Genomic DNA, 23,141 nt, shown 5'->3' with positions numbered 1-23,141 from the left:
TTCAGCGGCGGAAATAGCGCGCTTGAATGCGGCGGTCCACGGCGCCCGCCAACAAGGAAAGCGGCAGGATCGCGACAATGAAGAACAGCGCCACGAAGGTCAGCACTTCGAGTGGCCGGAACGTCGCCGTACTGAGCCGCTGGCCCTCGTAGAGCAACTCTCCCACGGCGATGTAGCTGCCCAGCACCGAATTCTTGACCGCCATCACGCACTGCCCCACGAACGCCGGTAGGATCCGCAGGAACGCAATTGGCCCGGTGATCCGTATCAGCGCCTGCAGCGGCGTCATGCCGACAGCCAGTGCCGCTTCGATCTGCCCATGATCGACCGCCTGCAGGCCAGAGCGAAAGATCTCGGCAAAGAACACGCTGCCATAGAGGCCCAATGCCAGCACGCAGGTCCAGTAAGCCGACAGCTTGACATCGACCAGGATCGGTAGGCAGTAGTAAGTCCAGACCAGCAGCACCAGCGGTGGTACCGCCCGTACCACTTCGATCAGCGCCTGCGCCGGCCAGCGGAGCCAGCGGCTGTGCCCGGCACGCAGTGGCGCCAGCACCAGCCCCAGCAGCACGCCGAGCGTGACCGAGAGTGCCAGCACCTTCAGGGTCATCAGGATACCGTCGCCCAGGATATCGCTATATTCGAGGATAGCCCCGAAATCCCATTGATAGTTGGGCATATTCATATTCCTTGCGGCGCGCCTACCGACGCACCGATAAACAGGCGCACAGGTGCATCAGCGGGACGTGCGAGCAACGCCGCTGGCGCGCCGTCATCAGCCAGGTGGCCCTGATCGAGATACAGGATCCGGTCGCACACATCGAATGCAAAACGCATTTCATGCGTAACCACCAGCATGGTCGTGCCGCTGCTGGCCAAGTCGGTCATGACGGCCAGCACCTCGGCAACGAGTTCGGGGTCCAATGCCGAGGTCGGCTCGTCGAACAGGATCAGTTGCGGTTCCATGGCAACCGCACGCGCAATCGACACGCGTTGCTGCTGGCCGCCAGACAGGGTCACCGGGTACACATCGGCCTTGTCCTTCAGGCCGATGCGATCGAGGATCGCCAGGGCCCGTTCGGCGGCCTGCTCGCGCGACAGCTTTAGCACGCTAAGGGGCCCTTCCATGACGTTCTGGAGTACCGTACGATGTGGCCACAGGTTGAAGTGCTGAAACACCATGGCCATCCGCGCACGCTGCCGGGCGAGCACCGCTGTAGGCACGGACTTGCGCTGCGCCCCGCGGAAGCCGATCGCTTCGCCGTCCAGCAGCACTGCGCCAGCATCGGGCTTCTCCAGCATGTTCAGGCACCGCAGCAGCGTTGATTTTCCAGACCCGCTGCGTCCGATCAGGCCAATTACCTCACCCGCGCGCACATCGAATGAGATGCCCCGCAGAACCGCCCTACCACAAAACGACTTGGTCAGATCCGTGACACGCAGCAGCGGCTGCGTACTCGCCTCGCCCATCACTTGCCGGTCACGATGTACTTCGCCCAGATGCGATCCAGGGTGCCGTCTTTTTCAAGCTGGTCAAGCCGCTGGTCGAGCCAGTTTCGGAATGCATCCCGATCCTTCCGCAGACCGATATTGGTAGGCTGCGATATCAGTGGCGTTGGAAAGACCATGTGCCCGCGGCCGCGTTTAGCCACATATTGCGCCATCTGGATGTCATTGGTCAGCAGTGCGTTGGCCCTGCCACTTTCCACTTCCAGCTGCATCGCTTCGCTATTGGGGACGATCACCCATTGCGCGCGATTCAGCTTCGGACGCAACAGAGTGGCGGCGGCGGAGCCGTCGATGGCGGCCAGACGGATCGACGGGTCGTTGATTGCATCCCATGACTGGTAGCGTGCCGTTTCCTTTTCCAGCGTCAGGACACCCATCTTGTGCGCGCCGATCGGCCGCGTAAAATCCACAGCCTTCGCGCGCTCGGGTGTCTTGTTGAAGCCGCCCAGGAAGTCGAAGCGCCCGGATTGCAGGCCCGCTGCCGCGGTCCCCCATTGCGTGTCGACATACTCGATTCTCACCCCCGAAGACGCAAAAATTGCCTGCGACAATTCGGGCACGAGGCCAGTCCACTTGTTGGTCCGCAAGTCTTTCTCGTACCAGGGGGGTGCCGACACGGCACCTACACGCACCACGTTGCCGCCCAGGATCGATTGCAGCAAATCGGCTGCGAATGCGCCACTGGGGGCGAGCGTCAGGCTGGCTGCCGCAAGCAGTCCCAACAATCCCCTGGAAATGAACCGCTGCCTCATGACATACTCCAATACTCATAGAAGCCCACAGTTTATGAACTTTGGGTAAATCCACAAAATGCGGATTTCTGCCATCCTTATTTGTTTTTTGCTCCATGACGCCCAAGCAGCTTGAAGTCTTTGTGGAAGTGGTCCAACTGGGCTCAGTGACCGCCGCCGCGCAGGTACTGAGCATGTCCCAGCCTGCTGTCAGCAAGAGCCTGACCCTGCTTGAACAGCATATGGGTTTCGCACTATTCGAGCGTGTTGGCGGGAAGATGCAGCCAACCCCAGAGGCGAGACAGATCTTCGAGGAGGCGCGGCGCATGCAACAGGGCATGGCGAGGTTCGGCCGCTTCATTGAGCAGGTGCGCCAGTACCGTGTGGGCCAACTGCGGGTATGCGCCACACCCGCGCTGGCGATCAATGTCTTGCCCCAGGCGGCCCGCGCATTTCGGACCGCATTTCCAGACTACGGGCTGGCGGTCGACATGTTCCTCAACAACGAGATCGACGACGCCATTGCGCACCGGCAATACGACCTGGGCTTCGTACTGCAGCCGGCGGACGATGCAGTGCCCGCAGACCAGGTGGTCAGCCACGGACGTATGGTGTGTGTTATGTCCGAGCGCTACCCCCTGGCGCGGCAGAAGCAGGTGCGCTGGGAGGATCTGGATCCACGCGAATTGGTATACATCACCACCGATCCGCGCATCGTGGCCACCATCGGTAGCGTGGTGGAGGGCTTTCGCGACAGGCCCGCGTCCGCGCTGGAGACCAACCGTTACACCATCGCCGTCAATCTCGTCAGGCACGGCATGGGCGTCACGCTCGTCGACGAGTTTGCGCTGGCGGGCGCCGATTTGCAGGGCTTGGTGGTGCGACCCTTTGCTCCGGAGATACCCGTGATGGTCCGTGCCATCACGGGCAGCCGGCGCGTGGTGCAGGGCGCTGCGAGCGTGTTCATCGATACGATGCGCAGGTTGTTGCAGCCGATGCGATGAAGCGGTAGCAGTGCCATCGCCCCTTCGTAGCTGGCGCGCTGCTTGTAGGCGGCGTAACGGGCCTGCGCCTTCTTGGCGGTGTCGTCGACTATCACCGTGAGCATGGAGAACGACTGGGCGCTGTCGGGGGCGCGGCCGGCCGCTTCCAGCTCCGTACGCAGTGCCTGCACCGACTTGCGCAGGCCCCTGCGCGTGGGCACGCCAACGAAGGCGCATTCGGCATGTCTGGCCGCGAACCGCGTGCCGCGTGCCGAGCCTCCGGCCTGGAACAGCACTGGCGTACGCTGAGGCGAGGGCTCCCACTGGAACACGCCGTCGAGCTGAAACTAGCGTCCATCGTGTTTCATGGCATGGATGCGGGCAGGGTTGGCGTACACGCCGAGCTGCGCGTCGCGCTGGCCCAGGCTGCGCGAGGATTTCCTGGCGCGCCTTGACGGTTGATCTGGCACTGATTGAGATGGCGGCCACCACGGGCCGGCGGGCGTCCTCCCCCGCCCCGCACTGGTCTGCTATGCTGGAGCCCACCAGCGCTGCAGCCAGCGCGCGCAGCTATCAAGCAGGAAACCCAGCAGTCCGATCACCAGCACGGTGGCAAGCAACTCCGAGTACGCCAGCCGATCACGCGTATCGAGGATGAAGTAGCCCAGGCCGGCATTCACCCCCAGCATTTCAGCCGGCACCAGCACGATCCACACGACGCCGATCGACAGCCGCAGCCCGGTCAACACGCTGCCCACTACGCCCGGTAGCACCACCCACATCAGCATCTCCCAGCGCGTGGCGGCCAGGCTGCGGGCGAGCGTGATCCAGCGGGGGTCAAGGTTGCGCACCCCGGCGGCGGTATTGAGCAGAATGGGCCAGACTCCGGCGAAGGCCAGCAGGAACAGCACCGGGAGGTCGCCCACGCCCAGCACCATCACGACCACGGGCATCCAGGATAGCGGCGAGATCATGCGCAGGAACTGGAATGCCGGCGACACGGCGGCATCCACCAGCGCCGCTCCGCCCACCAGCAAGCCCAGCGGCACGCCGACGGCAAGTGCCATCGCCAGTCCCAGCAACACGCGCCGAAGGCTCACCAACGTATTCTGCGCAAAATCGGGCTGGCACAGCAGTTCCGCCACGCTGGCCAACGTGGCGCCCGGCGTGAAGCGCGTGGCCAGCCCTTGTGCCTGCCCCGCGCCGGTGGTCAGCCACCACAGTAGGAGCAGCACCGCCAGGCCGGCCAGTCCCGGCCACAGCCGCGCCGCCACCGAGCGCATCATGCCGCTGGCGGACCAGGCATCGTTGGCAGGCTCGTTCACGCTGCAATCTCCTCCTGCCGCAAGAAGCCCTCGCCAAAACCGAAGGCCTTGAGCCCACCCACCTCGGCCAGGCTGCGGCGCACGAAGCGATCGTCTACCAGCTCACGCGCGGCGCGCTGCGGCTCCAGCCCGGCCAGGAAGGCACTATTGCCCTCGATCAGAGTGCCCTTGAGCCGGCGCACGAGTTCTTCCGTGTAACTGGGGTAGGGATAGGGCTGGAAATCGATGCGCTTGTCGTTCCAGTCGGCGTGATGAATGGCGCCGCTGGCCAGATAGCGGGCACGCTCGCCCGCATCGGGAACCAGCACCCGGCGCAACGCATCCAGGGTGTGTGGCGTGTAACGGTTGGCGCCATCCTTGGACAGGAGCGCGGCTGCCTCGGCGCGGTTGTCCTGAGTCCAGCGCTGCGCCTTGACAATGGCATTGACAACCTTCTGCGCCCACACCGGGCGCCGTTCCAGATCCTGCTGATGCATGAACACCACGCAGCAGGCATGATTGCGCCACACGTCGCCGGTGAAGCGCAGTATCTTGCCGATCTTCATCGCCTCCGCTGCGGCGTTGAACGGCTCAGCTACGATATAGCCCTCGATCTGGCGTGAGGCCAACGCGGGTGGCATATCGGATGGCGCCATCACCACCAAGTTGACCTCATTGGACGCCAGCGCCCCGCTCTTGCGGCTCACCGGCACCAGGCCGTCCTTCTTCAGCATTGTCTGCAGCACGACGTTGTGAATCGAATACCAGAACGGGATCGCTACCGTCTTGCCACCCAGGTCGCGCAGCGATCCGACCTGCGGCGCCACTGTCAGCCCGGAGCCGCCCACGTGATTCCACGCCACCACCTTGGCGGGAACCTGGCTGCCGAAGCGCGCCCAGACGGTCATCGGCGACAGCAGATGCACCACATTGACCTGGCCGGAAATGAAGGCCTCCACCAGCTGTGCCCAGCTGCGCAGCAGCGTGGGCTTCTCCGCCTGGATGCCTTCCTTGTCGAAATAGCCATTGTTGTGCGCCACCAGCAGTGGCGTAGCATCGGTGATCGGCAGGTAGCCGATACGCACAGGTGCATCCGGCTCGCTGGCCGCGCGTGCGTTCAGTGCATTGAGCAGCGGCAGAGCGCCGCCAGCGGTGAATAGCGCGGAGAGCTTCAGCAGCTCGCGCCGGGACATCGGAACCTGGCACATCGTTGACCTCGTCTTGGTGTTTCGTGGTGTGTGTCGCGCCGCCTCAAATGGCGGCGGTATGGCGCAGCGGCGCTGGATGCGCTGCCAACGCGGTGGAAGTCCTGCCGCCGGGCCGCAGCAGGCTGCGCAGTGCCCGTACGATCTCCACGCGTAGGGCCCCCAGGGCTTCGACCTCCGCATCCCGCGGATGGGGCAAAGCGATGCGCCATTCGCGCAACACGCTGGCCGGCTCGCCGGGCACGGCCCCCAATAGGACGATGCGGTCGGATAACAGCAGCGCCTCGTCGATGTCGTGGGTGATCAGCAGCGTCGCCGGGCCGTACTCGCGTACCATGCGCAGCAGCAGCGCCTGCATGTCGGAGCGCGTGATCTCGTCCAACGCGCCGAAGGGTTCGTCGAGCAGCAGTGCCAGCGGCTGGCGCGCCAGACAGCGCGCCAGGGCCACCCGCTGCGCCATGCCGCCGGACAATTGCGCGGGGAAGAGGTGCTGCGCATGGCTCAGCCCGACGGCAGCCAATGTGCTGGCCACACGCTGATGACGCCCGGCGCACGCCAGGGCTGGCTGATGCCGAAAATCCAGGCCGAACCCCACGTTGCGCGCCACGGAAAGCCATGGCAGCAGGCAGGCATCCTGGAATGCCACGGCAATGCGCGGATGCGGTGCGTCCAGCACCTCCCCCTGCATGTGTACCCAGCCTCGCGTGGCCGGCTGCATCCCGGCCAACAGGCGCAGCACACTGGACTTGCCGGCGCCGCTTGGGCCGATCACCGACACCACCTCGCCGGCTGCCAGCTGCAGGTCCACATCGCGCAGCACAGTGCGTGACACCGCGCCGCTGCCGTAGACCAGCGTCAGGCCCTGCCCCTCCAGCAGCGCGCCGCTCATGCCGCCACCCGAGGGGCTAGCACCGCTTGCCTCGCCAGCTCTGTCTTCAGTTGCACCAGGCTGGGCGTGACGATGGGCAGGAACGCCGCCTCGCGCCAGCGCCGCGCAAAGCCATCGGTACGCGCGTTCAGGTAGGCTGCACCGCCGCGCGCTTGCAGCTCCAGTTGCATCGCCGACGCGGCTAGCTCCACCAGGCGAATGCGGATGCCAAATAGCGTGCGGGGAGCGGCGAGGAAGTCGCCGATTCCCAGTCCCTCATGCAGCGTGCGTGTCTCGCCGACGAGCGCGGCGGCAAGCGCATCGAGTTCTTCATCCAGTACGGAACGACCGCTTTCGACACCGCCGCGTGCCGCCGTAATGCCGCGCCGGGCGAGGCCGATCGCCAGGCCGCACTGCAGGCCCAGGAAGGCCGGCCGTACACGCGGCAAGAACTGGTGCGCGTCTTCGTGCAGCAACCAGCCGGCATCCAGTGCGACGCCATCAAAGCGCACGGACGCGGTATGACTGCTGCGCAGGCCGATCAGATCCAGGTCTTCACTGCGCGCCACGCCCTGCAGGCCCGAAGGAATGGCATAGACGGCGGCACATCCGCCGGATGCGCTGGCTGCGGCCACTGCCACCGCAAAGCCCGCGGGATGCAGATTGGTGGCCCAAGGCACCACGCCATCGATCAGCCAGACGTTGCCCGCCTCACCGCCGCGCGCGGTCACCTGTAGCGATTCGATGCCACCAAGGAACTTCATGGCATTGGATAGCCCGGTGGCACCGGCAAGGCGGCCATCCAGCAGCGTGCGCAGGCAGCGTTGCGCCAGTGCGCGGTTGGGTGTCTGCAGCACGTATTCGATGAAGGCGCGCTGGCCCCACAGCACGAATGCCGCCGTCTGCGAGTATTCGGCCACTGCCGCCACTGCCTCTACAGCATCCGATAGGGTGCCGCCATTGCCGCCCAGGATCTGCGGCACGCCGACGCCAAATAGGCCGGCCTGAGCCAGGCGTGGCAGTACCTCGCCCGGGTCGGCGGTGCCGTTGTCCAGCCCGTCGGCATGGGCGGCCAGCCATTGCGCCAGGTCCGGCGGCAGCACGCTTGAGAATGTGGAGAAGGTCATCGGCGTTCCTCTGCGATTCAGCGATGTCAGGCCGCGGCAGGCGTCCACCGGTACGCGTCCAACTCAGGGTTCAAGGGTGTCTGCGCCAGGCTGTTGCCGAAGTTGCACAGCGTGGCCAGGCTCACGCCCAGCACCACATCCAGTGTCTGCGCCACGGTGAAGCCTGCTGCCAGGAAGGCATCGAACGCGTCCTGCGGCACCGCGCCGCGCATGCTGATCACGGCGCGGGTGAAGTCGGCTAGTGCCTCCAGCCGGGCTTCGGGCAACGCGGCCTGGGCGCGCAATGCGCCCACCGTGCCTGCATCCAGCTTGGCCTTCTTCACCGCGATTGCCGTATGGCCGGCCACGCAGAAGCCGCAGCCATGCGTGGTGGCAGCGGTGAGTTGCACCACCTCTCGCTCGGCCAGTGTCAGTGAGCCGCGGCTATTGATCTCCGACACGGTCAAGTAGGCCTCCAGCGCCGCCGGCGCGTTGGAAAGTACGGCGATCAAGTTGGGCAGGTAGCCGTTGTTGGCAATGGCGCGCGCCACCAGAGGGCGGCTGGCTTCGGGGGCGGTCTCGGCGGATTGCAGCGGGATACGGCTCATGGCGTCACATTGGGATTAGGTGGAACATCAGCCGATTTTGCGACGAGCGGCTGCCAGGAGCCATGCGCGAGCGTCGCGATTCCCTGCCATTTCGTCTGCGTTCCACTGGCCAATGTGCCATGCCCGCCCAGAGGGTGGTGCTACGACAGCGACAGCCGCTGCCCCTGTCGCCGCATGGCTCCCGGCTGCACGCCGGTTACCTTCTTGAAAGCGCGCGCGAAGGCTGCCTCCGAGCGGTAACCAACACGCTCCGCCGCCTGAGCGATGCTGCAGCGGCTGCCCAGAAGCTGTTCAGCCACTTTCATCCGCAGCAACAGCAGGAAGGCAGCCGGCGACTGCCCGCTAGCCTCGACAAAGCGCTTGCAGAAGGTGGCGCGGGACATATGCACCAACGCCGCCATGGCCTCCACCATCCACGCCCGTTCGGGATGCCGGATCAGCGCCAGCATCAGGCCCGAGAACTCGGCGCTGCGCAACAGCGGCCACAGCCCCTGCGCCACGTCGTCGCGCGCGGCCAGGTGGCGCACCACATAAAAAAACAGCAGATCGATCAGCCGCGCGATCAGCGGCGAAGGCTCGCTGCCGCTACGCCGTGCCTCGGCGAGGATCAAATCAAACAAGGCGCGGGTGGCAGCCAATCCATCGTCGGCACCGTCACGCTCGCCGCCCTCCCCTCGCAACACCAAGTAGTCGGGGAACGGTGCCAGCAGCACCTCGCTCAGGCCGGGGCGGAAATCGAAGAAGCCACAGGCAAGTCCAGTCGACGACAGCGATGGCGGCAAGAGCGCATCCAATGACAGCATCTCGCCGTCTGCCACGCAGGCCTGCGGCTCGGCATGTGGCCCCAGATGGTGTGGCACGTCGCGTAGGAAAAACACCGCATCGCCTGCCCCCAGCAGCGCGGGGGCCATATCGCCGGGCAGGTGCAACCAGCAGTCGCCATGCAGCACCAGATGAAACCCCGCACGCAAGCGCCCAGCAACCGAGGCGCGCCAGTTGCCACAATACTGCCCTAAGTGAAAGAGGGTGGTCTCGAGTTCGAGGCTGCTCAGAACCCAGTGGACCACGCGATCCGTGTGGTTCATGATGTGCTACAAAGTTTGCCGCGAAGACGAGCGCAGCATGCCCGCCGAACATAACGCAGGCGCCGTGCGACACGGAAGGTACTTATGCGTATTTGCTTATGCGGGCTAGCGATAAGGCCCGCTTCGAATTCGAAATCGGAGTTGGCTAGAGCGCCGAGGCCCGGTGTATCCCATGCTCGGACCCTGGTACACACCCGTCCGAGTAAGCGTCTACGCAAGTATTCGTAGGAACATCGTGGGAGGCCATGCTGGAATCAGTGCTGGAGCGCTTCCGATTCTAATCGCTCGCGGCGCTGGACGACGCGATCGTTGCTTAGGCGGCGCTGCTAACTGCCATAGGCGCATGCAGAGAACACTCTCCCGCAAGTGAACGCTTAGCCACCGCCCCGAACGCCCCCACCAGTGCATTCTCCGTATTGGTCAGCGAGGCCATCACCAGGGGATATCGCAACGAAGAACGGGATTCCGTCACGTCGATATAGACCACGCCCAGTGCCTGCACCCTTGTCATGGCCCTGGGCACAATGGCAATGCCCAGATTCCCGGCGACCAGCGTGATGATGGTCTGCATCTGCGACGCTTCCTGAACCACGCGCGGAAAAAATCCCGCGCGCTGGCAAGCCGCCAGAATCACCCCCGAGTAGCCCGGCCCTTCCGCGAAGGGGAACGCGACGAAGGCTTCGGCCTTCAGCTCTTCCAGTCGCAGGCGCTTGCGCCTGGCCAGCGCATGCGCCGCCGGAACGGCGACCACCAGTGTTTCCTCGCACAGGATATCCAGGCTCAGGTCCTTGGGCTCATACACCGGCGGCACCACGATGGCGACATCCGTATCGCCGCGCCGCAGCAGCTCCAGCTGTTTGCCGCTGCTCTCGCCTGTCAGTATCAGCTTGACCGCGGGGTACTCCTGCTGGAATCGCCTGAGGATGTCCGGCAGCACGTCAAGCGCCGCGCTCGGCACGAACGAAAGCCGCAAGGTCCCGAACATGCCGCTAGCCGCACGCCGCGCCGATTCGACCGCAATCTCGGCCTGGGCAATCGTCCTGCGCGCCTCCACCAGGAAGACTTCCCCGGCCGGGGTCAACCGCACCATATGCCGGTTCCTCTCAAGCAGTTCGGTGCCAATGGTTTCTTCCAGCTTCTTGATGGCCACTGTCAGGGGCGGCTGGGACATGTGCAACACCTCGGCCGCGCGCCGGAAGCTCAGCAGCTCGGCCACGGCGACAAACTGTTGAAACTGGCGCAAGTCGGTCACGGTGATTCACTTCATGTATCAAGGATAGCTTTGAATAGTATTTGGAATATCAGGGCTTTGCAAACTACAGTGAGCCCATAAAGCAAAAACGCAATAGCCCCACAGGACCACACAATGCGCCCCTCCCTGCTTGAAGAACTCACCCCCGTTCCAAACCCGTACCCCATCGTCTCCACCGTGGCCTACGAAGATGTCTGGGGCCTTTGCGAGCAGGCCCGTGCGCTGGCGTGGGACCCGACGCAGATCGACTACTCGGACCTGGAGCAGGCCGACATTCCTGCGGAAGTGCGCGAAGCTGGCGGCGAGTGGTGGAGCCTGCGCGCCTGGATGGAACACGGCGCCATTCCCTACGGCGCCGAGCGCTTGCGCGATGCGATCTTCGAGCACCAGCCGTTCGAGGTGAAGCAGCACGTCGTCAACTTCATCGCCGAGGAACTGCGGCACCACGAGGCCTCGTTCCGCGTAGCGCGTGCCATATCCGGTTATCAGGAGTCGCCGCGCTCGGACTACTTCCGCGCCATCATCCCCCGCTTCCACGATGAGCGCGATGAGAAGCAGATGAGCTTCTTCGCCGGCCTGGCGGTAAACACCTTGTTCGAGCAGCTATCCGGCGAATTGCTGCAGGCCCGCTACGAGAACGCGCGCTTCGCGTCCATTAGGACGGCCTGCAAGCTGATCCTGCGCGACGAGGCGCGGCATATCCAGTTCGGACGCATCATCATGCGGCGTTTCTTCTCGGAAATATCGACGGATGACAAGGCGCTGCTCGGGCAGAAATTCGCCAAGAAACTGCGCGGCAGCCTGCTCAATGGGGTCTACGCCGTCGTCAACCTGCCAGAGGACGAGCAACGGCGCGCGGGCCGGGCACGCGCCCTCGCTGCCGAATACGGCCTGGGCGCCACGCATCCCGAACAAGAGATGGCGATCATTAAGCGCTCGCTGGACGAGATCCGCGAAGACGTCGGCTGCCATGGCGTGGAGATCCCGGCGATTGCCGAAGTCGACGAAGGCAAAGTCCCGCTGCTGTCCTGAGCCTTCCGCGCCGATCGCGCCTCATTCTTCCTCTGCCTTGCTTATGCTGACTTCTCTTTACCGGCTGCTTGCACTCGCCGTAACAACCACCACACTGGCCTTGCCGGTGCCTGCCGGCGCGCAGGATTTTCCGGACCGCGCCATTCACCTCGTCGTGCCCTATCCACCTGGCGGCACCGCCGACATCCTGGCCAGGCTGCTCGCGCAGAGGCTCGCCGAACGGGTGGGCAAACCTGTGGTGGTGGACAACCGCGCGGGTGCCGGCACCGCCATTGGCAGCAAGTTCGTGGCCCAGGCAGCTCCCGACGGCTATACGCTGCTGATGGGCACGGTCAGCTCGCATGCGATGAACCCCGCGCTCAATCGTGGCGTGGGCTATGATCCGCTCAAGGACTTCACGCCGATCTCCCGCGTGGCATCCGTGCCGTTTGTCGTGCTGGAGAACCCGTCGGTGCCGGCAAAAACCATTGGAGAACTGATCGCACTGGCGAAAGCCCGCCCCGGCCAGATCACCTATGCATCGGCTGGCGCCGGCACCTCGAACCACCTCGCGGGCGAGCTGTTGGCCAAGGCCGCCAACATCCAGTTGCTCCACGTCCCGTACAAGGGTAGCGCGCCTGCCCTGGCCGACCTGCTTGGCGGCCAGGTCAACCTGATGTTCGACCTCCAGGTCACCGCCAAGGCCCAGATCCAGGCCGGCACCGTCCGCGCCCTGGCCGTCACAGGAGCGCACCGCAGCAGCTTGCTGCCGGGCTTGCCCACGGTCGCCGAGTCTGGCGTGCAGGGCTTCGATGTGACCGCCTGGTTTGGAATCTTCGGGCCGGCCGCCATGCCCGCCCCCGTTGTGGATGTCCTCAACCGGCATCTCGTCGCTGTCCTCAGGTCCCCTGAGGTGCGCCAGCAGTTCGCCGCGCAGGGTGCCGAGATCGAATGGAGCAGCCCCGAGGCGTTCAATATCTTCGTGCAAAGCGAGTACGCTAAATGGGGCGGCTTGATCCAGAGCAAGCACCTGGCGGCGCAGTAGACCATGCACGCCCCATCCGCCTCCGCCCCCGAGCGTTACCCATCCTTCAAGGCTGTCGTGCATGGCAGCGAGATGGTCATCGCATCCCAACCGCTGGCCGCGCAAGCGGGGCTCGACATCCTCGCGAGCGGTGGCAATGCGGTGGACGCAGCCATCGCTGCGGCAGCCGCCATCGCAGTGGTCGAGCCCACCAACAACTCGATCGGCGGCGACGCGTTCGCCCAGGTCTTCTCTGGCGGCAAGCTGTATGGCCTCAATGCCAGCGGCCGGGCACCGATGGGTATCGACGTCGCTCGTCTTGCCAGGCTGCCGGCGATGCCGCAGCGCGGATGGGATAGCGTCACCGTTCCCGGCGCCGTCTCGGCCTGGACCGCGCTGGTCACGCGCTTTGGCCGGCTCGATCTCGCTACCGTGCTGGCGCCCGCGATCCGCTACGCACGAGCCGGCTTCCACGTCTCTCCCAGTGTCGCGCAGAAGTGGCGGGAACAGGTGCCCAAGCTGCGCAGCCAGCCGGGCTTCGAGGCGGCGTTTCTCCCCGGCGGCGCAGCGCCCGTAGCCGGGGCGCTGTTCCTGCAGCCGACGCTTGCGCGGACGCTCGAACGCGTGGCGCGCACCAACGGCAAGGACTTCTACACCGGCGAGACCGCCAGGCGAATCGCCTCGTTCGCCCGCGAAACGGGCGGTGTCCTTAGCACCGAAGACTTACGCCTGCACGCACCCGAGTGGGTCGATGCCATACAGGCGTCATACGGCGCGCTGCAGGTAAGCGAGTTGCCGCCAAACGGTCAGGGCGCGGTAGCGCTATTTGCGCTGGGCGTGCTCGCGCATCATGATGTTGCCCGCTTGCCGGCCGACTCGGCGGCCTCGCTGCATCTCCAGATCGAGGCCATCAAACTGGCGTTTGCCGAAGTCGGGCCGTTGATCGGCGACACGGACTGCGCGATCGGGCAGGTACGCGACCGCTTGCAAGCCCCCTGCCTTCAGGCCGCCGCGGCACGCATCAATATGCGGCAAGCTTCCGATTTCGGCCACACGTTCGGACCACTGGCGGGTACGGTGTACCTTGCGGCAGGCGACCGCGATGGCATGATGGTCTCGCTGATCCAGTCGAACTACATGGGATTCGGTTCAGGGATCGTTGTGCCCGACGCCGGTGTTTCGCTGCAGAATCGCGGCGCATGCTTTTCCACCGACGCCCACTCCCCGTCTTTCCTCAGGCCCGGCAAGCGGCCTTTTCATACCATCCTGCCGGGATTCGCCTTCGCCGGCGGCGGCGAGCCGATCGCCTTCGGCGCGACCGGTGGCACATTCCAGCCGCAGGGCCACGTCCAGATGATGGTGCGCCTGTACGATTACGCGCAGAACCCGCAGGCCATTGTCGATGCACCCCGCTTCAAGGTCGGGCCGGGGCGCCAGGTGGTGCTCGAACCCGGCTTTCCTGCCGATACCGTCTCGGGCCTCGCAGCCCTGGGCCACGACGTGGTCACCAGAACCGAGAGCACCTGGGACTTCGGGGGCATGCAGATCCTGCTCAGGAAGCGTGGCTCGTATGTCGGCGCCAGCGATTCCCGCAGGGATAGCCATATCGCGGTCAGATAGGGGCGCCCGGCGATCCTGCCTGGTGGAAGGTGCCCTGCGAGTGGATCTGGCAGGTCAGCATGCGGGACACGTTGCACAGGCCGATGCAACGCGGACGCACCAACTGCAAGCCCATCATGGAATGCGTGCGCTATCTCAACCCGAGTGCACCGAAACCGAACTGATCTGTGACGATGGTGCCGTGCCGTCGGCGCGGGGTTCCGGGGTTCTTGCGTCGACGAAGCGATCCCGGCATCGTATGCGTGTGCTAGGCAACTGGAATCGCCGAAAAAGATCCGCGTAAGGCGGTACGACATCCACTGTCGTACCGCCACCGAAGCCAACTCCACTGCGGATGTAGGAACGGCACCGAATTGGCGGGAAGGCCGCCACAGTGGAGCAAGTCCGCTCGAAACAGGATGTGCTTCGGTATAACTCCGGTCCGAAACTCCCGCGCAATACATTCACGTTCGTGAAATAACACGCTCGCGTTCCCCACGCGCGGAAAATCGCGGTTTAGTTCTGCGGCACGGTAGGCGGATGGGACAACCTTCGCCACCGCGTGGTATGGGATTCCGCACTATCTACGCCGACTTGCACAGCGAGGACGCTGCACGGCGCGAAGCCACACAGGCGCGTCAGTGCAGGATGGCCAGATGCTAGGAGCCCGTCCGCGCCCCTCCCAAAACCCAATTTAAGGTTGGGATAGGAATCCTGGCGATTAATTGCATTTTGATGATCAAAGGATGCTCGACATGGATGGTCCCCCGCCGTGCCCACGTGTGCAGCCAAGCGAAGTCGCCGCGTTGATGCTCGCCCCAACGCGCTCTCTAGAAGGCGACAATGGGGCCGGCTCAGACGACACGAAATGAAAGGGCCAGACGTCAAGCGATGCGAGGGATACAAGCAGTTCGTGAAGATCAGGGTGGATCACGCGAGTCTTCCGCCGCGCAGATTGCAGCGCTTTCATGTAGTCTCACCCGGACAGGCGCACGCGCACGAACGGAAGTGATAAAGGTGCTCAGGCTGCTGCTGGCCTTCGGTGCCGATCCTGGGCAACGCGGCATCAACGACGATAGCGCGCTGCACATAGCCGTAAGCGTGCGCAAGTTACCTTCGGTAAGGATGCCACTGGCGGCCGGTGTGGATGCGGCTAGCCGAACGCGCATCGATGAATGCAATACCCCATGCGAGAGGGCCGAGGCAGTGGAGCTGTCCGGGGGATTTCGCCGTTGCAGGCTGCCCATGAGGTGAGCGAACGGCTGTAGCGCCGAACAACCATCGACCCGCACCGAGCAATGTCCCTCTCGTCCACCATTCAAGTCATCGAACGGGATGCCACCTCGGCGGTGCACCACGCGTTTCCGGCTCACCGCCGTCACGCGTTCTTGGTGAACAGGTGTTGAAGAATCAGCCATGCAGATTCCAGCTTCGCGGGCGCGTAAGGCGCATTTGGGACGCCGTTATGTTGTCGCTTTCCCAGATTCGCCAGCGCTAACGCCCGCAGCATCATTCCACCAACGGCTCACGCCTCTGGAATCAGAAACTTATCGCGATTTTTCCCCAGCCACGCCGGTGCACGACCGCGGCCGGTCCAGGTGGCACCCGTCTTTGGATCCATGTACTTCGGCGGCAGCGAGGTCTTCTCCTTCGCCGCAGCCTTAGGCTTGTCACTCGCCGCCGGGCGTCCACGGCGTCGTTTCGGCGCCAAGTCATCGACGGTGAGTTCGTACTCTGCCATCAAAGCCTGGATCTTCTCAATGACGCCGGCGACTTCGCTTTGACGAACCTCGGCGAGCTGGGCTTCCAGCTTTTCCTTTTCTGCTAGCAATTGTTTGTAGGTAGCCATTTCGATCTCCGTCTATAAATAACAGTTCGATTATCCTACAGCACTTCGCCGTATTTTTACTAACTCAGTGAATCTAGCCCGCCCGGATGATCTTAGCCGGAACAGAGATAACTTCTGTGAATGCAGCCCTCTCGGTCTATTCTTCCCCGTCAGGAAAAGTGCGATTGCAGCAGAGTGGGTGAGCCAATGCGAGTTACCATGTGCAGACTGAGGCATGCACCAACAAGTTCTTCGCCGACCCTTGGCTGCCCCGAGCCGAATTTGCCGAACTCGAAGCCTGCAAGGACTCTGGTTATGACTGTGGCAGCTGGGGAATTGTCCAATGCCAATGCCATGGCTGGCATCCCACTCTGAATGAAGTGTGTTCTGAAAAAACGGCGACATCGCAGCGCCCTCTCCCCACCCGGTCTGCCCAACAATCCCCAGCCCCTGCGGATGTCAATCGCCGGAACGTGGTCTCAGGCTCGAGGCTCCGCCGGCGACTACAATAGTGTGGGAACACAGGATGTTGCCCAAAAGCGCCAAGAATGTGAGTGGAGAAGTCAATGGCAACAGTACGAGCTGGCACCAAAGGGGAGGCACTAAACCTCCTGGGGACGGAAGGCGTGACCGTGGTGGAACTGGATTACGAGGCAGGCTGGCAGGACGCAATCGAACTTGGTCGGCTCGGCCAGAAGGCAGGAATACGAGTGGAATATCGCGGGCAAGAGAACATTGCTGTCAAATCGCCGACGGCGTTGGTCGCTGGCCTATCGCGGCCCAAAGCGACATTTCGGCAGCGGAACCTCTATTGCCAATTTGATCTGAGCGAATTGTCTGGGGCTGTGTTGGAGAGCTTGGAGGCAAAGGCGTCCAAGTTGGGGGACTATATCCTCGCCGGAGACTTGATAAGGGAAGTGGTGGATGCAGTATGGGTAGAGTAAACACGGCTTCCCCTTGGCTCCCGGCCACCGTACTCGACAGTATATGATGGTAGTCCCTGCCAGAGGTGCGCGATCGACTTTTGAGGGTCCCACCGTCTGCGCGCCTCGCCGTTGAGCACCAATCAACTGCTGCAGACGTACGGCAGTGGCTGTCCACTTCGCGGATGCGGATCTTGAAGTCGTTCCGAGCCGAGATTCTCGGCGAGCCGTGCGTAGAGGACCGGCAGGCTTGAAAACGAGAACTCTTTTGCCCCCCATAAGGCGTCTAGACTCGCAAGTAGAATCGGAGGGAGTAGCCCTGTGCAACAATTACGCATCTGCGAGGCAAGCTGCCAAGACGAGTTGCTGCCACGTCTAGATGGCGTGGGGCCAGCACTTATGGCGTTAGCGAACAAACCGAATTTGCGGCGATATGTGGGGAATCTTTTTGGGCTGCGATCGTCGCACGGCTAACGCAACGGAAGCGGGGGCAGCGGCAACCCAAGGTGTTCCCGCAAGGTGCTGCCTTGGTACTCAGTGCGGGTCCGCCCTTGTGCCTGCAATAGCGGAACCACCCCATTCGCGAAATCGTCTAGTCCCCCTGGGAAATAGGCCGGCATGATATTGAAGCCATCGGCAGCGCCCTCGTCCACCCACATAGTGATATGCTCCGCGACCTGCCCTGCGGTGCCCACAACGACCTGGTGACCACGAGCGCTCGCAACCACTTGATAGAGCTGCCGCAAAGTAAGGTTACGGTCGCGCGCGAGCTTCTTCAGAAGCCGGCTGCGACTCTGGATGGATTCGGTGGATGGCAGCTCAGGCAAAGGTTCATCTAGCGGGTAGCCCGAAATATCGTGGCCCAATTGCTCCGATAGCAAGGCAGTCGCGTTGGATTGATCGGTGCCATTCTGCAATACGGCCAGCTTCTCGTACGCCTCCCGCTCGGTGCGGCCGACAATGGGCATCAGCCCTGGCATCACCAGGCAGTGGGCCGGATCGCGTCCCTGCTTGGCCACCTGTTCCTTGATTTCCCCATAGAACTGCCGCGCCGCCACCAAGTCCTGTTGCGCCGTGAAGACCACCTCGGCATGACGAGCGGCAAGTGCCTGGCCAGGCCCAGAAGAGCCCGCCTGGATCAGCACCGGATGCCCCTGCGGACTCGGCGTCACGTTGAGTGGACCCGCCACCTCGAAGAACCTGCCGCGGTGATTCAAGGCACGCATCTTGCCAATGTCGACATACACGCCGGCCTCCTTGTCCCTCACATAGGGATCGGGTTCCCAAGACCGCCACAACCCCTTGACCACTTCAACGAACTCATCGGCAATCGCGTACCGCTCGGCATGGTCGGGATGCCGTTCTCTACTAAAGTTCACCGAGCCATCGGCGAAGGTCGTCACGATGTTCCATCCGGCCCGGCCCTTCGATATCTTGTCCACTGTGGCAAACATGCGTGCGAGGTTGAATGGCTCGCTATAGGTCGTGGATGCCGTTGCCGCCAGACCGATGTGGCGAGTCACCATCGCCAATGCGGCCAGTAGCGTCAGCGGTTCCGGCCGCGTGATCATCGACGGGTGCGAATCGGGCGTGGTCAGCAAGCGGTCGCCAAAAAAGACCATATCGAATTTGGCGCGTTCCGCTGCTTGTGCAGCCCGCACGATCAAATCGATATTCTCCGTGCCGGACTCGGCGTCGGGATGGCGCCAGCCTGCGGCATGGTGGCCGGCGGCCAGAAGGAACAGACCAAGCCTGATGGGCTTTGGCGAAGGTGTGGACATATCAGTTGTGGTGAAGTAGGTTGCGCCGGCACCGACGAGCCTAAAGTTGCGTTCCACTGCTCTGAATGATGCGACGTGACAGGTCATGGACAGAGCGTATCGTGGCCTTGGTCTGCTCCGGCGTGAGCGAACGGGTTTCTACCTCAACACGGGCGAGCGCCTGGATAGTCGCGGGCTCTAGCAGGATTTCGTTGAGCCATCCCCGCAGCGCCGCCAGTACGCTCGCAGGTGTATCCTTCGGTGCGGAGATGAAGAAGGAGCCGCCCAACGCATTCTCCCAGCCGTTGACTCCAGCCTGCGCGATCGACGGCACGCCCGGCAATTCGGGCGATGTCTCGCTACCGAAGAAGGCGAGCGCCCGCAGCTTTCCTCCCTTGATGGATGCCGTGCTGAGGGGATCGAACACCACGTCCACATGTCCAGCGATGACGTCTGCCACGGCAGGCGCGCTGCCCTTGTACGGCACATGGCGCATGTCGATGCCCGCCAGCGACTTAAGCAACTCGCCGGCAATATGTCCGGGTGTGCCATTTCCGGAGGTCGCGTAGGTCAGCTTGCCAGGGTTTGCCTTGGCAAAGGCGATAAGTTCTTTCAGGTTCCGCGCGGGCACGTTCGGATTGACCGCCACCGTGGCGCGAGAGTTGCCGATGTAGGCCACCGGAACGAAATCCACAAACGGGTCGAACGTGGTCTTGACCAGTTGCGGTGCGATCGCGAGATTGCCAATCGACGTATTGAGCAACGTATAGCCGTCAGCCGGCGCATGCGCGACGTAGCCTGCACCCAGCGTGCCGCCGGCTCCAGGCTTGTACTCGACCAGCACGCTCTGCCCAGTCTTCTCCGCCAGTCGCTTGCTGATGATGCGCGCCACATTGTCATTGGTGCCACCGGGCGCGTAAGGCACGATATAGGTAATCGGGCGGGAAGGATATGCCAGACCGGCCTGCGCGAAGGAGGATGCGGCGCTAGCAGCTAGGATGATGGCTGTCGCGAGACGAATAGCGAAGATGGGCATGACAAAGGCCAGCGAATATGCGAGGGGCGAGTGTCACACGTGTAAGCGGTTAGCCTAACGAACATTTCCGAAGCAGGTAAGTTGAAGTCGTTCGTTGACGAAATCCCGACAGTGAGATATTCAATGCGCTTAGCTGGCACCAAGCTACTATGACCATCGATCGTAATATACAAGGCCTCCCGCATTGGGGAGGCGTTGCCAACAATCCGAGACCGTAGTGCGGGACTTTCGTCATTGGCCCCGAGCTACTTCAGGGCTTCGATCTGCAGGTTCAGAAATCCAGCCCTGCGCCGGCCGCTCCCGCCACGCCCACGGTCGCCTCATCCTTAGGCAGTTCAACGATCGCGGCATCCGTGGTAAGGATCAGGCCTGCCACCGAAGCGGCATTCTGCAAAGCGGTGCGTGTGACCTTGGTCGGGTCAACCACACCACCTTCCACCAGGTCACCATATTCGCCCATCGCCGCGTTGTAGCCAAAATTGCCCGTCCCTTCGGCCACGCGCGCTACCACCACGCTGGCTTCTTCGCCGGCGTTGGCAACAATCTGGCGCAACGGCTCCTCCAGTGCCCGCAGCACGATCTTGATGCCTGCCTGCTGGTCCGGGTTGATGCCCGTCAGATCCTTGATGGCCTGGCGCGCACGAATCAGCGCCACGCCAGTCTACCGTGGCGCTGCCCGGACTGCTCAAGCACCTGTTCGATCTGATCGGCCAGGATGCATTGATCGACACACCGGTCATCCTTGCCGCCACCGGCGGTAGCGACCGCCATGCGCTGGTCATCGAGTACCAGTTGAGGCCGCTATTCAGTTTCATTCAGGCGCTGACGCTGCCCATCGGCGTCTATGCCGCGACCGCGGATTTCGACGGCTACCGGAGGCAGTAGAGCCTTGCCGGCGCGTGTGTGCCTAGCCATCGAGCGTGCCGTGCCGCCGTTCGCCACATATCATGCGCCGCCGCGCAAAGCCGCGAGAGGAAACCATGACCGCTGCCAAGCAACTCCATTTCGGTGCGTTCGTCCCCGCCACCGGCCACCACGTTGCCGCTTGGCGCCATCCCGACACCGCCGTCGACGGCGGCATCAGCATCGGTCACTACAAGCGCATTGCGCAGACCGCCGAGCGTGCCGGCATAGACACGCTGTTCCTCGCGGACAGCGCCGCCGTATGGAACCGCGGTGATCTCGAATCGCAAAGCCGCAGCGCGGGCAATATCAGCTTTGAGCCGTTGACGCTGCTCTCAATGCTGTCCACCGTCACCAGTCACATCGGCCTGATCGCTACCCAGAGCACCACCAGGGCAAGCATTTCCAGGTGCGAGGCCTGCTCAATGTCGCCCGCTCGCCGCAGGGCCGGCCGGTGGTAGTGCAGGCCAGCTCTTCCGAACCCGGCCGCGAGCTGGCAGCGCGCACGGCCGAAGTTGTGCTCACCGCCGGGCAGAATCGGGCCGAGGCCGCAGCCTTCTACGCCGACCTCAAGGGCCGGATGGCGAAGTTCGGGTGCGCGCCGGACGGGCTCAAGGTTACGCCGGGCATCTTCCCGGTGGTAGGCCAGAGCGAAGCCCACGCGCGCGCGAAATTCCAGCAACTGCAAAGCCTGATCCATCCGAGCACCGGTCTGGCGCCGTTGTCCGGCATGCTGGGGGCATCGATCTGTCCGGCTTTCCGCTGGATGGCCCGCTGCCGGCGCCGACGGAGTCCGACACCAACGGCGGCAAGAGCCAGCTGACGCCGATCACGGACCTGGCCCGCCGCGAAAGCCTGACCATCCGCCAGACTTATGAGCGCATCGCAGGCGCGCGCGGGCATTGGCAACTGGTTGGGACCGTGACGCAGATCGCGGACCAACGCGAAGACTGGCTGCGCCACGACGCCGCGGACGGCCTCAACGTGATGCCACCCACCCCGCCCGCCGGGCGAGACGACTTTGTGGAGCTGGTGGTGCCAGAATTGCGGCGCCGTGGCTTGTTCCGCACCGCTTACACGGGAACCACGCTGCGCGAGAACCTCGGGCTGCGACGCCCAGTGAACCGATACGCCAACGCTGCTTGATGTGCCAGGGGGGCCAGCCCCTTCTCTCGGCTGCTGCCCAGCACGCAGCAAAGCTGCTCCTGCCGTTGCTTCGCCAACAGCATATTGGCGAGGGAAGGCGCGAAATACAGCGGCTTTCAACGGGTCTGGCAGCTTGGTACAGCGCTTGCTACTCACTACCACCGCCAGCGCGCAGACGCCATCGGCGGCCTCCCTCCCAATCTGTTTCGCAAGGACACACCATGAGCTACAAGCACATCACCGTCAGCCAGGTTGCCGGCCATATCGGCGCCGAAATCGGGGGCGTCGACCTGTCGGGGCCGTTGCATGACGACACCGTTGCCGAGATCCGCCGCGCCTTACTGAAATGGAAAGTTGTTTTCTTCCGCGGCCAACATATCGACCACGCCGCCCAAGTCGCCTTTACCTCGCGCTTCGGTGAAGTCACCTACGCGCATCCGCACGAGGACGAACCGATCGAGAACTTCCCGCAGTTGTTGCCCATCGATCGCAGCCGCTACGAGCGCCGCAACGGCATCCGCCGCAGCAGTTACGAAAGCCGCTGGCATACCGACGTTACCGCGGTGGTCAATCCGCCGGCCGGCTCCATCCTGCGCGCCGTCAATGTGCCGGCGTTCGGCGGCGATACCACCTGGACCAACCTAGTGGCGGCCTATGAGGGCTTGTCCGCACCGCTGCGCGCGCTGGCCGATGGGCTGCGCGCCGAGCACCGCTTCAACGCACGCGCCACGCTCCCATCGGAGAGCCGCATCGCCAAACGCATCGCTGCCCAGCCACTGGTTTCGATCCATCCAGTGGTACGCGTCCACCCCGAGACTGGAGAGCGCGCACTGTTCGTCAACCCGGGCTTCACCTCGCATATCGTTGGCGTCTCGCCGCATGAAAGCGAACTTTTGCTCGAGTTGTTCTTCGACCAGCTCGCCAAGCCGGCCTACACCACGCGCTTTCGCTGGAACAACGGCGATATCGCTTTCTGGGACAACCGTGCCACCGCGCATCTGGCGCCCCAGGATCTCGACCACATCGAGGTCGAGCGCGTACTCTACCGCACCACGCTGACCGGCGACATACCGGTGGGACCGGACGGCTTCCGTTCGAAGAGCGTTGAGGGCGAAGCCTTTGGCACCCGCGCGCCGAGTGCGCTGGCGCAGCCGGTCGATACACCCACTCGGCCGGAACCGGCCCTGGCCTGAATACCCGAGCCGGCAGGCCGCGGCCAACGGCACCGGCCTGCCACAGCAGACTCTCCTTTTCACAGAG

19 protein-coding genes and 4 pseudogenes are annotated in these 23,141 nt (G+C 63.7%); 8 read left to right on the top strand and 15 right to left on the bottom strand.

The genetic code is table 11. The features are described 5' to 3' along the window. Nucleotide 1 precedes the first annotated feature (1 nt). The 3 genes from AC1RQC_RS29345 to AC1RQC_RS29335 are packed head-to-tail and all read right to left on the bottom strand — an operon-like array spanning nucleotide 2 to nucleotide 2,261. On the bottom strand, nucleotides 2–679 hold the full coding sequence (locus AC1RQC_RS29345; protein ID WP_492808940.1) for an amino acid ABC transporter permease: 678 nt from the start codon (nucleotides 677–679) through the stop codon (nucleotides 2–4). Nucleotides 680–681: 2 nt separating this feature from the next. Then, entirely contained in the window at nucleotides 682–1,470 is a 789-nt protein-coding gene (locus AC1RQC_RS29340) for an amino acid ABC transporter ATP-binding protein (protein WP_492808938.1), read from the bottom strand. Continuing rightward, nucleotides 1,470–2,261: a substrate-binding periplasmic protein gene (locus AC1RQC_RS29335; RefSeq protein ID WP_492808936.1), complete on the bottom strand. Its 792-nt coding sequence runs from the start codon at nucleotides 2,259–2,261 to the stop codon at nucleotides 1,470–1,472. Before AC1RQC_RS29335 ends, AC1RQC_RS29340 begins: the two co-directional genes overlap by 1 nt. Nucleotides 2,262–2,356: 95 nt before the next feature. Between AC1RQC_RS29335 and AC1RQC_RS29330 the strand changes: the two genes are divergently transcribed. Further along, on the top strand, nucleotides 2,357–3,244 hold the full coding sequence (locus AC1RQC_RS29330) for a LysR family transcriptional regulator (RefSeq protein ID WP_492808934.1): 888 nt from the start codon (nucleotides 2,357–2,359) through the stop codon (nucleotides 3,242–3,244). A 44-nt stretch (nucleotides 3,245–3,288) separates the two neighbouring features. Here AC1RQC_RS29330 and AC1RQC_RS29325 read toward each other — a convergent pair. The 8 genes and pseudogenes from AC1RQC_RS29325 to AC1RQC_RS29290 form a co-directional block, all read right to left on the bottom strand. Next, nucleotides 3,289–3,555, bottom strand: a pseudogene (locus AC1RQC_RS29325) (LLM class flavin-dependent oxidoreductase); the annotation flags it as partial. Between the two features lie 198 nt (nucleotides 3,556–3,753). Then, complete coding sequence (locus AC1RQC_RS29320; RefSeq protein ID WP_492809092.1) at nucleotides 3,754–4,506, bottom strand: ABC transporter permease; 753 nt, start codon at nucleotides 4,504–4,506, stop codon at nucleotides 3,754–3,756. 38 nt (nucleotides 4,507–4,544) lie between these two features. Beyond that, the gene (locus tag AC1RQC_RS29315; protein WP_492808932.1) at nucleotides 4,545–5,735 is read right to left on the bottom strand and encodes an ABC transporter substrate-binding protein; all 1,191 of its coding nucleotides are present in this window, start codon (nucleotides 5,733–5,735) and stop codon (nucleotides 4,545–4,547) included. Nucleotides 5,736–5,778: 43 nt separating this feature from the next. Next, nucleotides 5,779–6,621: an ABC transporter ATP-binding protein gene (locus AC1RQC_RS29310; RefSeq protein WP_492808930.1), complete on the bottom strand. Its 843-nt coding sequence runs from the start codon at nucleotides 6,619–6,621 to the stop codon at nucleotides 5,779–5,781. After that, nucleotides 6,618–7,727 carry an acyl-CoA dehydrogenase family protein gene (locus AC1RQC_RS29305; RefSeq protein ID WP_492808928.1) on the bottom strand — a complete coding sequence of 370 codons (1,110 nt, stop codon included), beginning with the start codon at nucleotides 7,725–7,727 and terminating at the stop codon, nucleotides 6,618–6,620. The genes AC1RQC_RS29310 and AC1RQC_RS29305 overlap by 4 nt, the downstream gene beginning before the upstream one ends. Before the next feature lie 26 nt (nucleotides 7,728–7,753). Then, nucleotides 7,754–8,314: a carboxymuconolactone decarboxylase family protein gene (locus AC1RQC_RS29300; protein ID WP_492808926.1), complete on the bottom strand. Its 561-nt coding sequence runs from the start codon at nucleotides 8,312–8,314 to the stop codon at nucleotides 7,754–7,756. Nucleotides 8,315–8,454: 140 nt separating this feature from the next. After that, a complete protein-coding gene (locus tag AC1RQC_RS29295) occupies nucleotides 8,455–9,399 on the bottom strand; it encodes a cupin domain-containing protein (protein WP_492885409.1) in 945 nt (314 codons plus the stop codon). 313 nt (nucleotides 9,400–9,712) lie between these two features. Then, nucleotides 9,713–10,651, bottom strand: coding sequence for a LysR family transcriptional regulator (locus AC1RQC_RS29290; RefSeq protein ID WP_492808924.1), 939 nt, complete (start codon nucleotides 10,649–10,651; stop codon nucleotides 9,713–9,715). A gap of 114 nt (nucleotides 10,652–10,765) precedes the next feature. On the opposite strand from AC1RQC_RS29290, the gene AC1RQC_RS29285 reads away from it, so the two are divergent. The 3 genes from AC1RQC_RS29285 to AC1RQC_RS29275 are packed head-to-tail and all read left to right on the top strand — an operon-like array spanning nucleotide 10,766 to nucleotide 14,306. Then, nucleotides 10,766–11,683, top strand: a complete 918-nt coding sequence (locus AC1RQC_RS29285; protein ID WP_492808922.1) for a ferritin-like domain-containing protein — start codon at nucleotides 10,766–10,768, stop codon at nucleotides 11,681–11,683. A 43-nt stretch (nucleotides 11,684–11,726) separates the two neighbouring features. After that, nucleotides 11,727–12,707 (top strand): Bug family tripartite tricarboxylate transporter substrate binding protein, encoded by a 981-nt coding sequence (locus AC1RQC_RS29280; RefSeq protein ID WP_492808920.1) that lies wholly within the window; start codon nucleotides 11,727–11,729, stop codon nucleotides 12,705–12,707. Nucleotides 12,708–12,710: 3 nt separating this feature from the next. Continuing rightward, nucleotides 12,711–14,306, top strand: coding sequence for a gamma-glutamyltransferase family protein (locus AC1RQC_RS29275; protein ID WP_492808919.1), 1,596 nt, complete (start codon nucleotides 12,711–12,713; stop codon nucleotides 14,304–14,306). Nucleotides 14,307–15,810: 1,504 nt separating this feature from the next. On the opposite strand, the gene AC1RQC_RS29270 is transcribed toward AC1RQC_RS29275, so the two are convergent. Then, nucleotides 15,811–16,134, bottom strand: coding sequence for an H-NS histone family protein (locus AC1RQC_RS29270; RefSeq protein WP_431798406.1), 324 nt, complete (start codon nucleotides 16,132–16,134; stop codon nucleotides 15,811–15,813). Nucleotides 16,135–16,679: 545 nt separating this feature from the next. Here AC1RQC_RS29270 and AC1RQC_RS29265 point away from each other — a divergent pair. Beyond that, complete coding sequence (locus AC1RQC_RS29265; protein ID WP_492808918.1) at nucleotides 16,680–17,057, top strand: PHA-granule associated protein 4; 378 nt, start codon at nucleotides 16,680–16,682, stop codon at nucleotides 17,055–17,057. Nucleotides 17,058–17,506: 449 nt separating this feature from the next. Here the strand turns inward: AC1RQC_RS29265 and AC1RQC_RS29260 are convergent, their stop codons facing one another. The 3 genes and pseudogenes from AC1RQC_RS29260 to AC1RQC_RS29250 form a co-directional block, all read right to left on the bottom strand. Further along, on the bottom strand, nucleotides 17,507–18,817 hold the full coding sequence (locus tag AC1RQC_RS29260) for an LLM class flavin-dependent oxidoreductase (RefSeq protein WP_492809089.1): 1,311 nt from the start codon (nucleotides 18,815–18,817) through the stop codon (nucleotides 17,507–17,509). A gap of 40 nt (nucleotides 18,818–18,857) precedes the next feature. Further along, complete coding sequence (locus tag AC1RQC_RS29255; protein ID WP_492808916.1) at nucleotides 18,858–19,832, bottom strand: Bug family tripartite tricarboxylate transporter substrate binding protein; 975 nt, start codon at nucleotides 19,830–19,832, stop codon at nucleotides 18,858–18,860. 271 nt (nucleotides 19,833–20,103) lie between these two features. Then, a pseudogene (locus AC1RQC_RS29250) lies at nucleotides 20,104–20,490 on the bottom strand (TCP-1/cpn60 chaperonin family protein); the annotation flags it as partial. Here AC1RQC_RS29250 and AC1RQC_RS29245 point away from each other — a divergent pair. The 3 genes and pseudogenes from AC1RQC_RS29245 to AC1RQC_RS29235 all read left to right on the top strand — a co-directional run. Further along, nucleotides 20,477–20,763, top strand: a pseudogene (locus AC1RQC_RS29245) (NAD(P)H-dependent oxidoreductase); the annotation flags it as partial. The pseudogenes AC1RQC_RS29250 and AC1RQC_RS29245 overlap by 14 nt on opposite strands. A 49-nt stretch (nucleotides 20,764–20,812) precedes the next feature. Continuing rightward, a pseudogene (locus AC1RQC_RS29240) lies at nucleotides 20,813–21,881 on the top strand (LLM class flavin-dependent oxidoreductase). Nucleotides 21,882–22,102: 221 nt separating this feature from the next. After that, nucleotides 22,103–23,074 carry a TauD/TfdA dioxygenase family protein gene (locus AC1RQC_RS29235; protein ID WP_492808914.1) on the top strand — a complete coding sequence of 324 codons (972 nt, stop codon included), beginning with the start codon at nucleotides 22,103–22,105 and terminating at the stop codon, nucleotides 23,072–23,074. Nucleotides 23,075–23,141 lie beyond the last annotated feature (67 nt).

This window comes from Cupriavidus sp. GW822-FHT03E04 (assembly GCF_058801495.1).
The sequence above is the reverse complement of the archived record's forward strand: the minus strand, read 5'-3'. Positions and strand labels throughout refer to the sequence as shown.

What these genes read in the sequence shown, in the direction of transcription:
- AC1RQC_RS29285 (WP_492808922.1), top strand. Translation starts at nt 10,766, where the DNA reads ATGCGCCCCTCCCTGCTTGAAGAACTCACCCCCGTTCCAAACCCGTAC.
- AC1RQC_RS29315 (WP_492808932.1), bottom strand. Translation starts at nt 5,735, where the DNA reads ATGTGCCAGGTTCCGATGTCCCGGCGCGAGCTGCTGAAGCTCTCCGCG.
- AC1RQC_RS29320 (WP_492809092.1), bottom strand. Translation starts at nt 4,506, where the DNA reads ATGCGCTCGGTGGCGGCGCGGCTGTGGCCGGGACTGGCCGGCCTGGCG.
- AC1RQC_RS29340 (WP_492808938.1), bottom strand. Translation starts at nt 1,470, where the DNA reads ATGGGCGAGGCGAGTACGCAGCCGCTGCTGCGTGTCACGGATCTGACC.
- AC1RQC_RS29335 (WP_492808936.1), bottom strand. Translation starts at nt 2,261, where the DNA reads ATGAGGCAGCGGTTCATTTCCAGGGGATTGTTGGGACTGCTTGCGGCA.
- AC1RQC_RS29305 (WP_492808928.1), bottom strand. Translation starts at nt 7,727, where the DNA reads ATGACCTTCTCCACATTCTCAAGCGTGCTGCCGCCGGACCTGGCGCAA.
- AC1RQC_RS29300 (WP_492808926.1), bottom strand. Translation starts at nt 8,314, where the DNA reads ATGAGCCGTATCCCGCTGCAATCCGCCGAGACCGCCCCCGAAGCCAGC.
- AC1RQC_RS29235 (WP_492808914.1), top strand. Translation starts at nt 22,103, where the DNA reads ATGAGCTACAAGCACATCACCGTCAGCCAGGTTGCCGGCCATATCGGC.
- AC1RQC_RS29295 (WP_492885409.1), bottom strand. Translation starts at nt 9,399, where the DNA reads ATGAACCACACGGATCGCGTGGTCCACTGGGTTCTGAGCAGCCTCGAA.
- AC1RQC_RS29275 (WP_492808919.1), top strand. Translation starts at nt 12,711, where the DNA reads ATGCACGCCCCATCCGCCTCCGCCCCCGAGCGTTACCCATCCTTCAAG.
- AC1RQC_RS29255 (WP_492808916.1), bottom strand. Translation starts at nt 19,832, where the DNA reads ATGCCCATCTTCGCTATTCGTCTCGCGACAGCCATCATCCTAGCTGCT.
- AC1RQC_RS29270 (WP_431798406.1), bottom strand. Translation starts at nt 16,134, where the DNA reads ATGGCTACCTACAAACAATTGCTAGCAGAAAAGGAAAAGCTGGAAGCC.
- AC1RQC_RS29330 (WP_492808934.1), top strand. Translation starts at nt 2,357, where the DNA reads ATGACGCCCAAGCAGCTTGAAGTCTTTGTGGAAGTGGTCCAACTGGGC.
- AC1RQC_RS29310 (WP_492808930.1), bottom strand. Translation starts at nt 6,621, where the DNA reads ATGAGCGGCGCGCTGCTGGAGGGGCAGGGCCTGACGCTGGTCTACGGC.
- AC1RQC_RS29280 (WP_492808920.1), top strand. Translation starts at nt 11,727, where the DNA reads ATGCTGACTTCTCTTTACCGGCTGCTTGCACTCGCCGTAACAACCACC.
- AC1RQC_RS29265 (WP_492808918.1), top strand. Translation starts at nt 16,680, where the DNA reads ATGGCAACAGTACGAGCTGGCACCAAAGGGGAGGCACTAAACCTCCTG.
- AC1RQC_RS29345 (WP_492808940.1), bottom strand. Translation starts at nt 679, where the DNA reads ATGCCCAACTATCAATGGGATTTCGGGGCTATCCTCGAATATAGCGAT.
- AC1RQC_RS29260 (WP_492809089.1), bottom strand. Translation starts at nt 18,817, where the DNA reads ATGTCCACACCTTCGCCAAAGCCCATCAGGCTTGGTCTGTTCCTTCTG.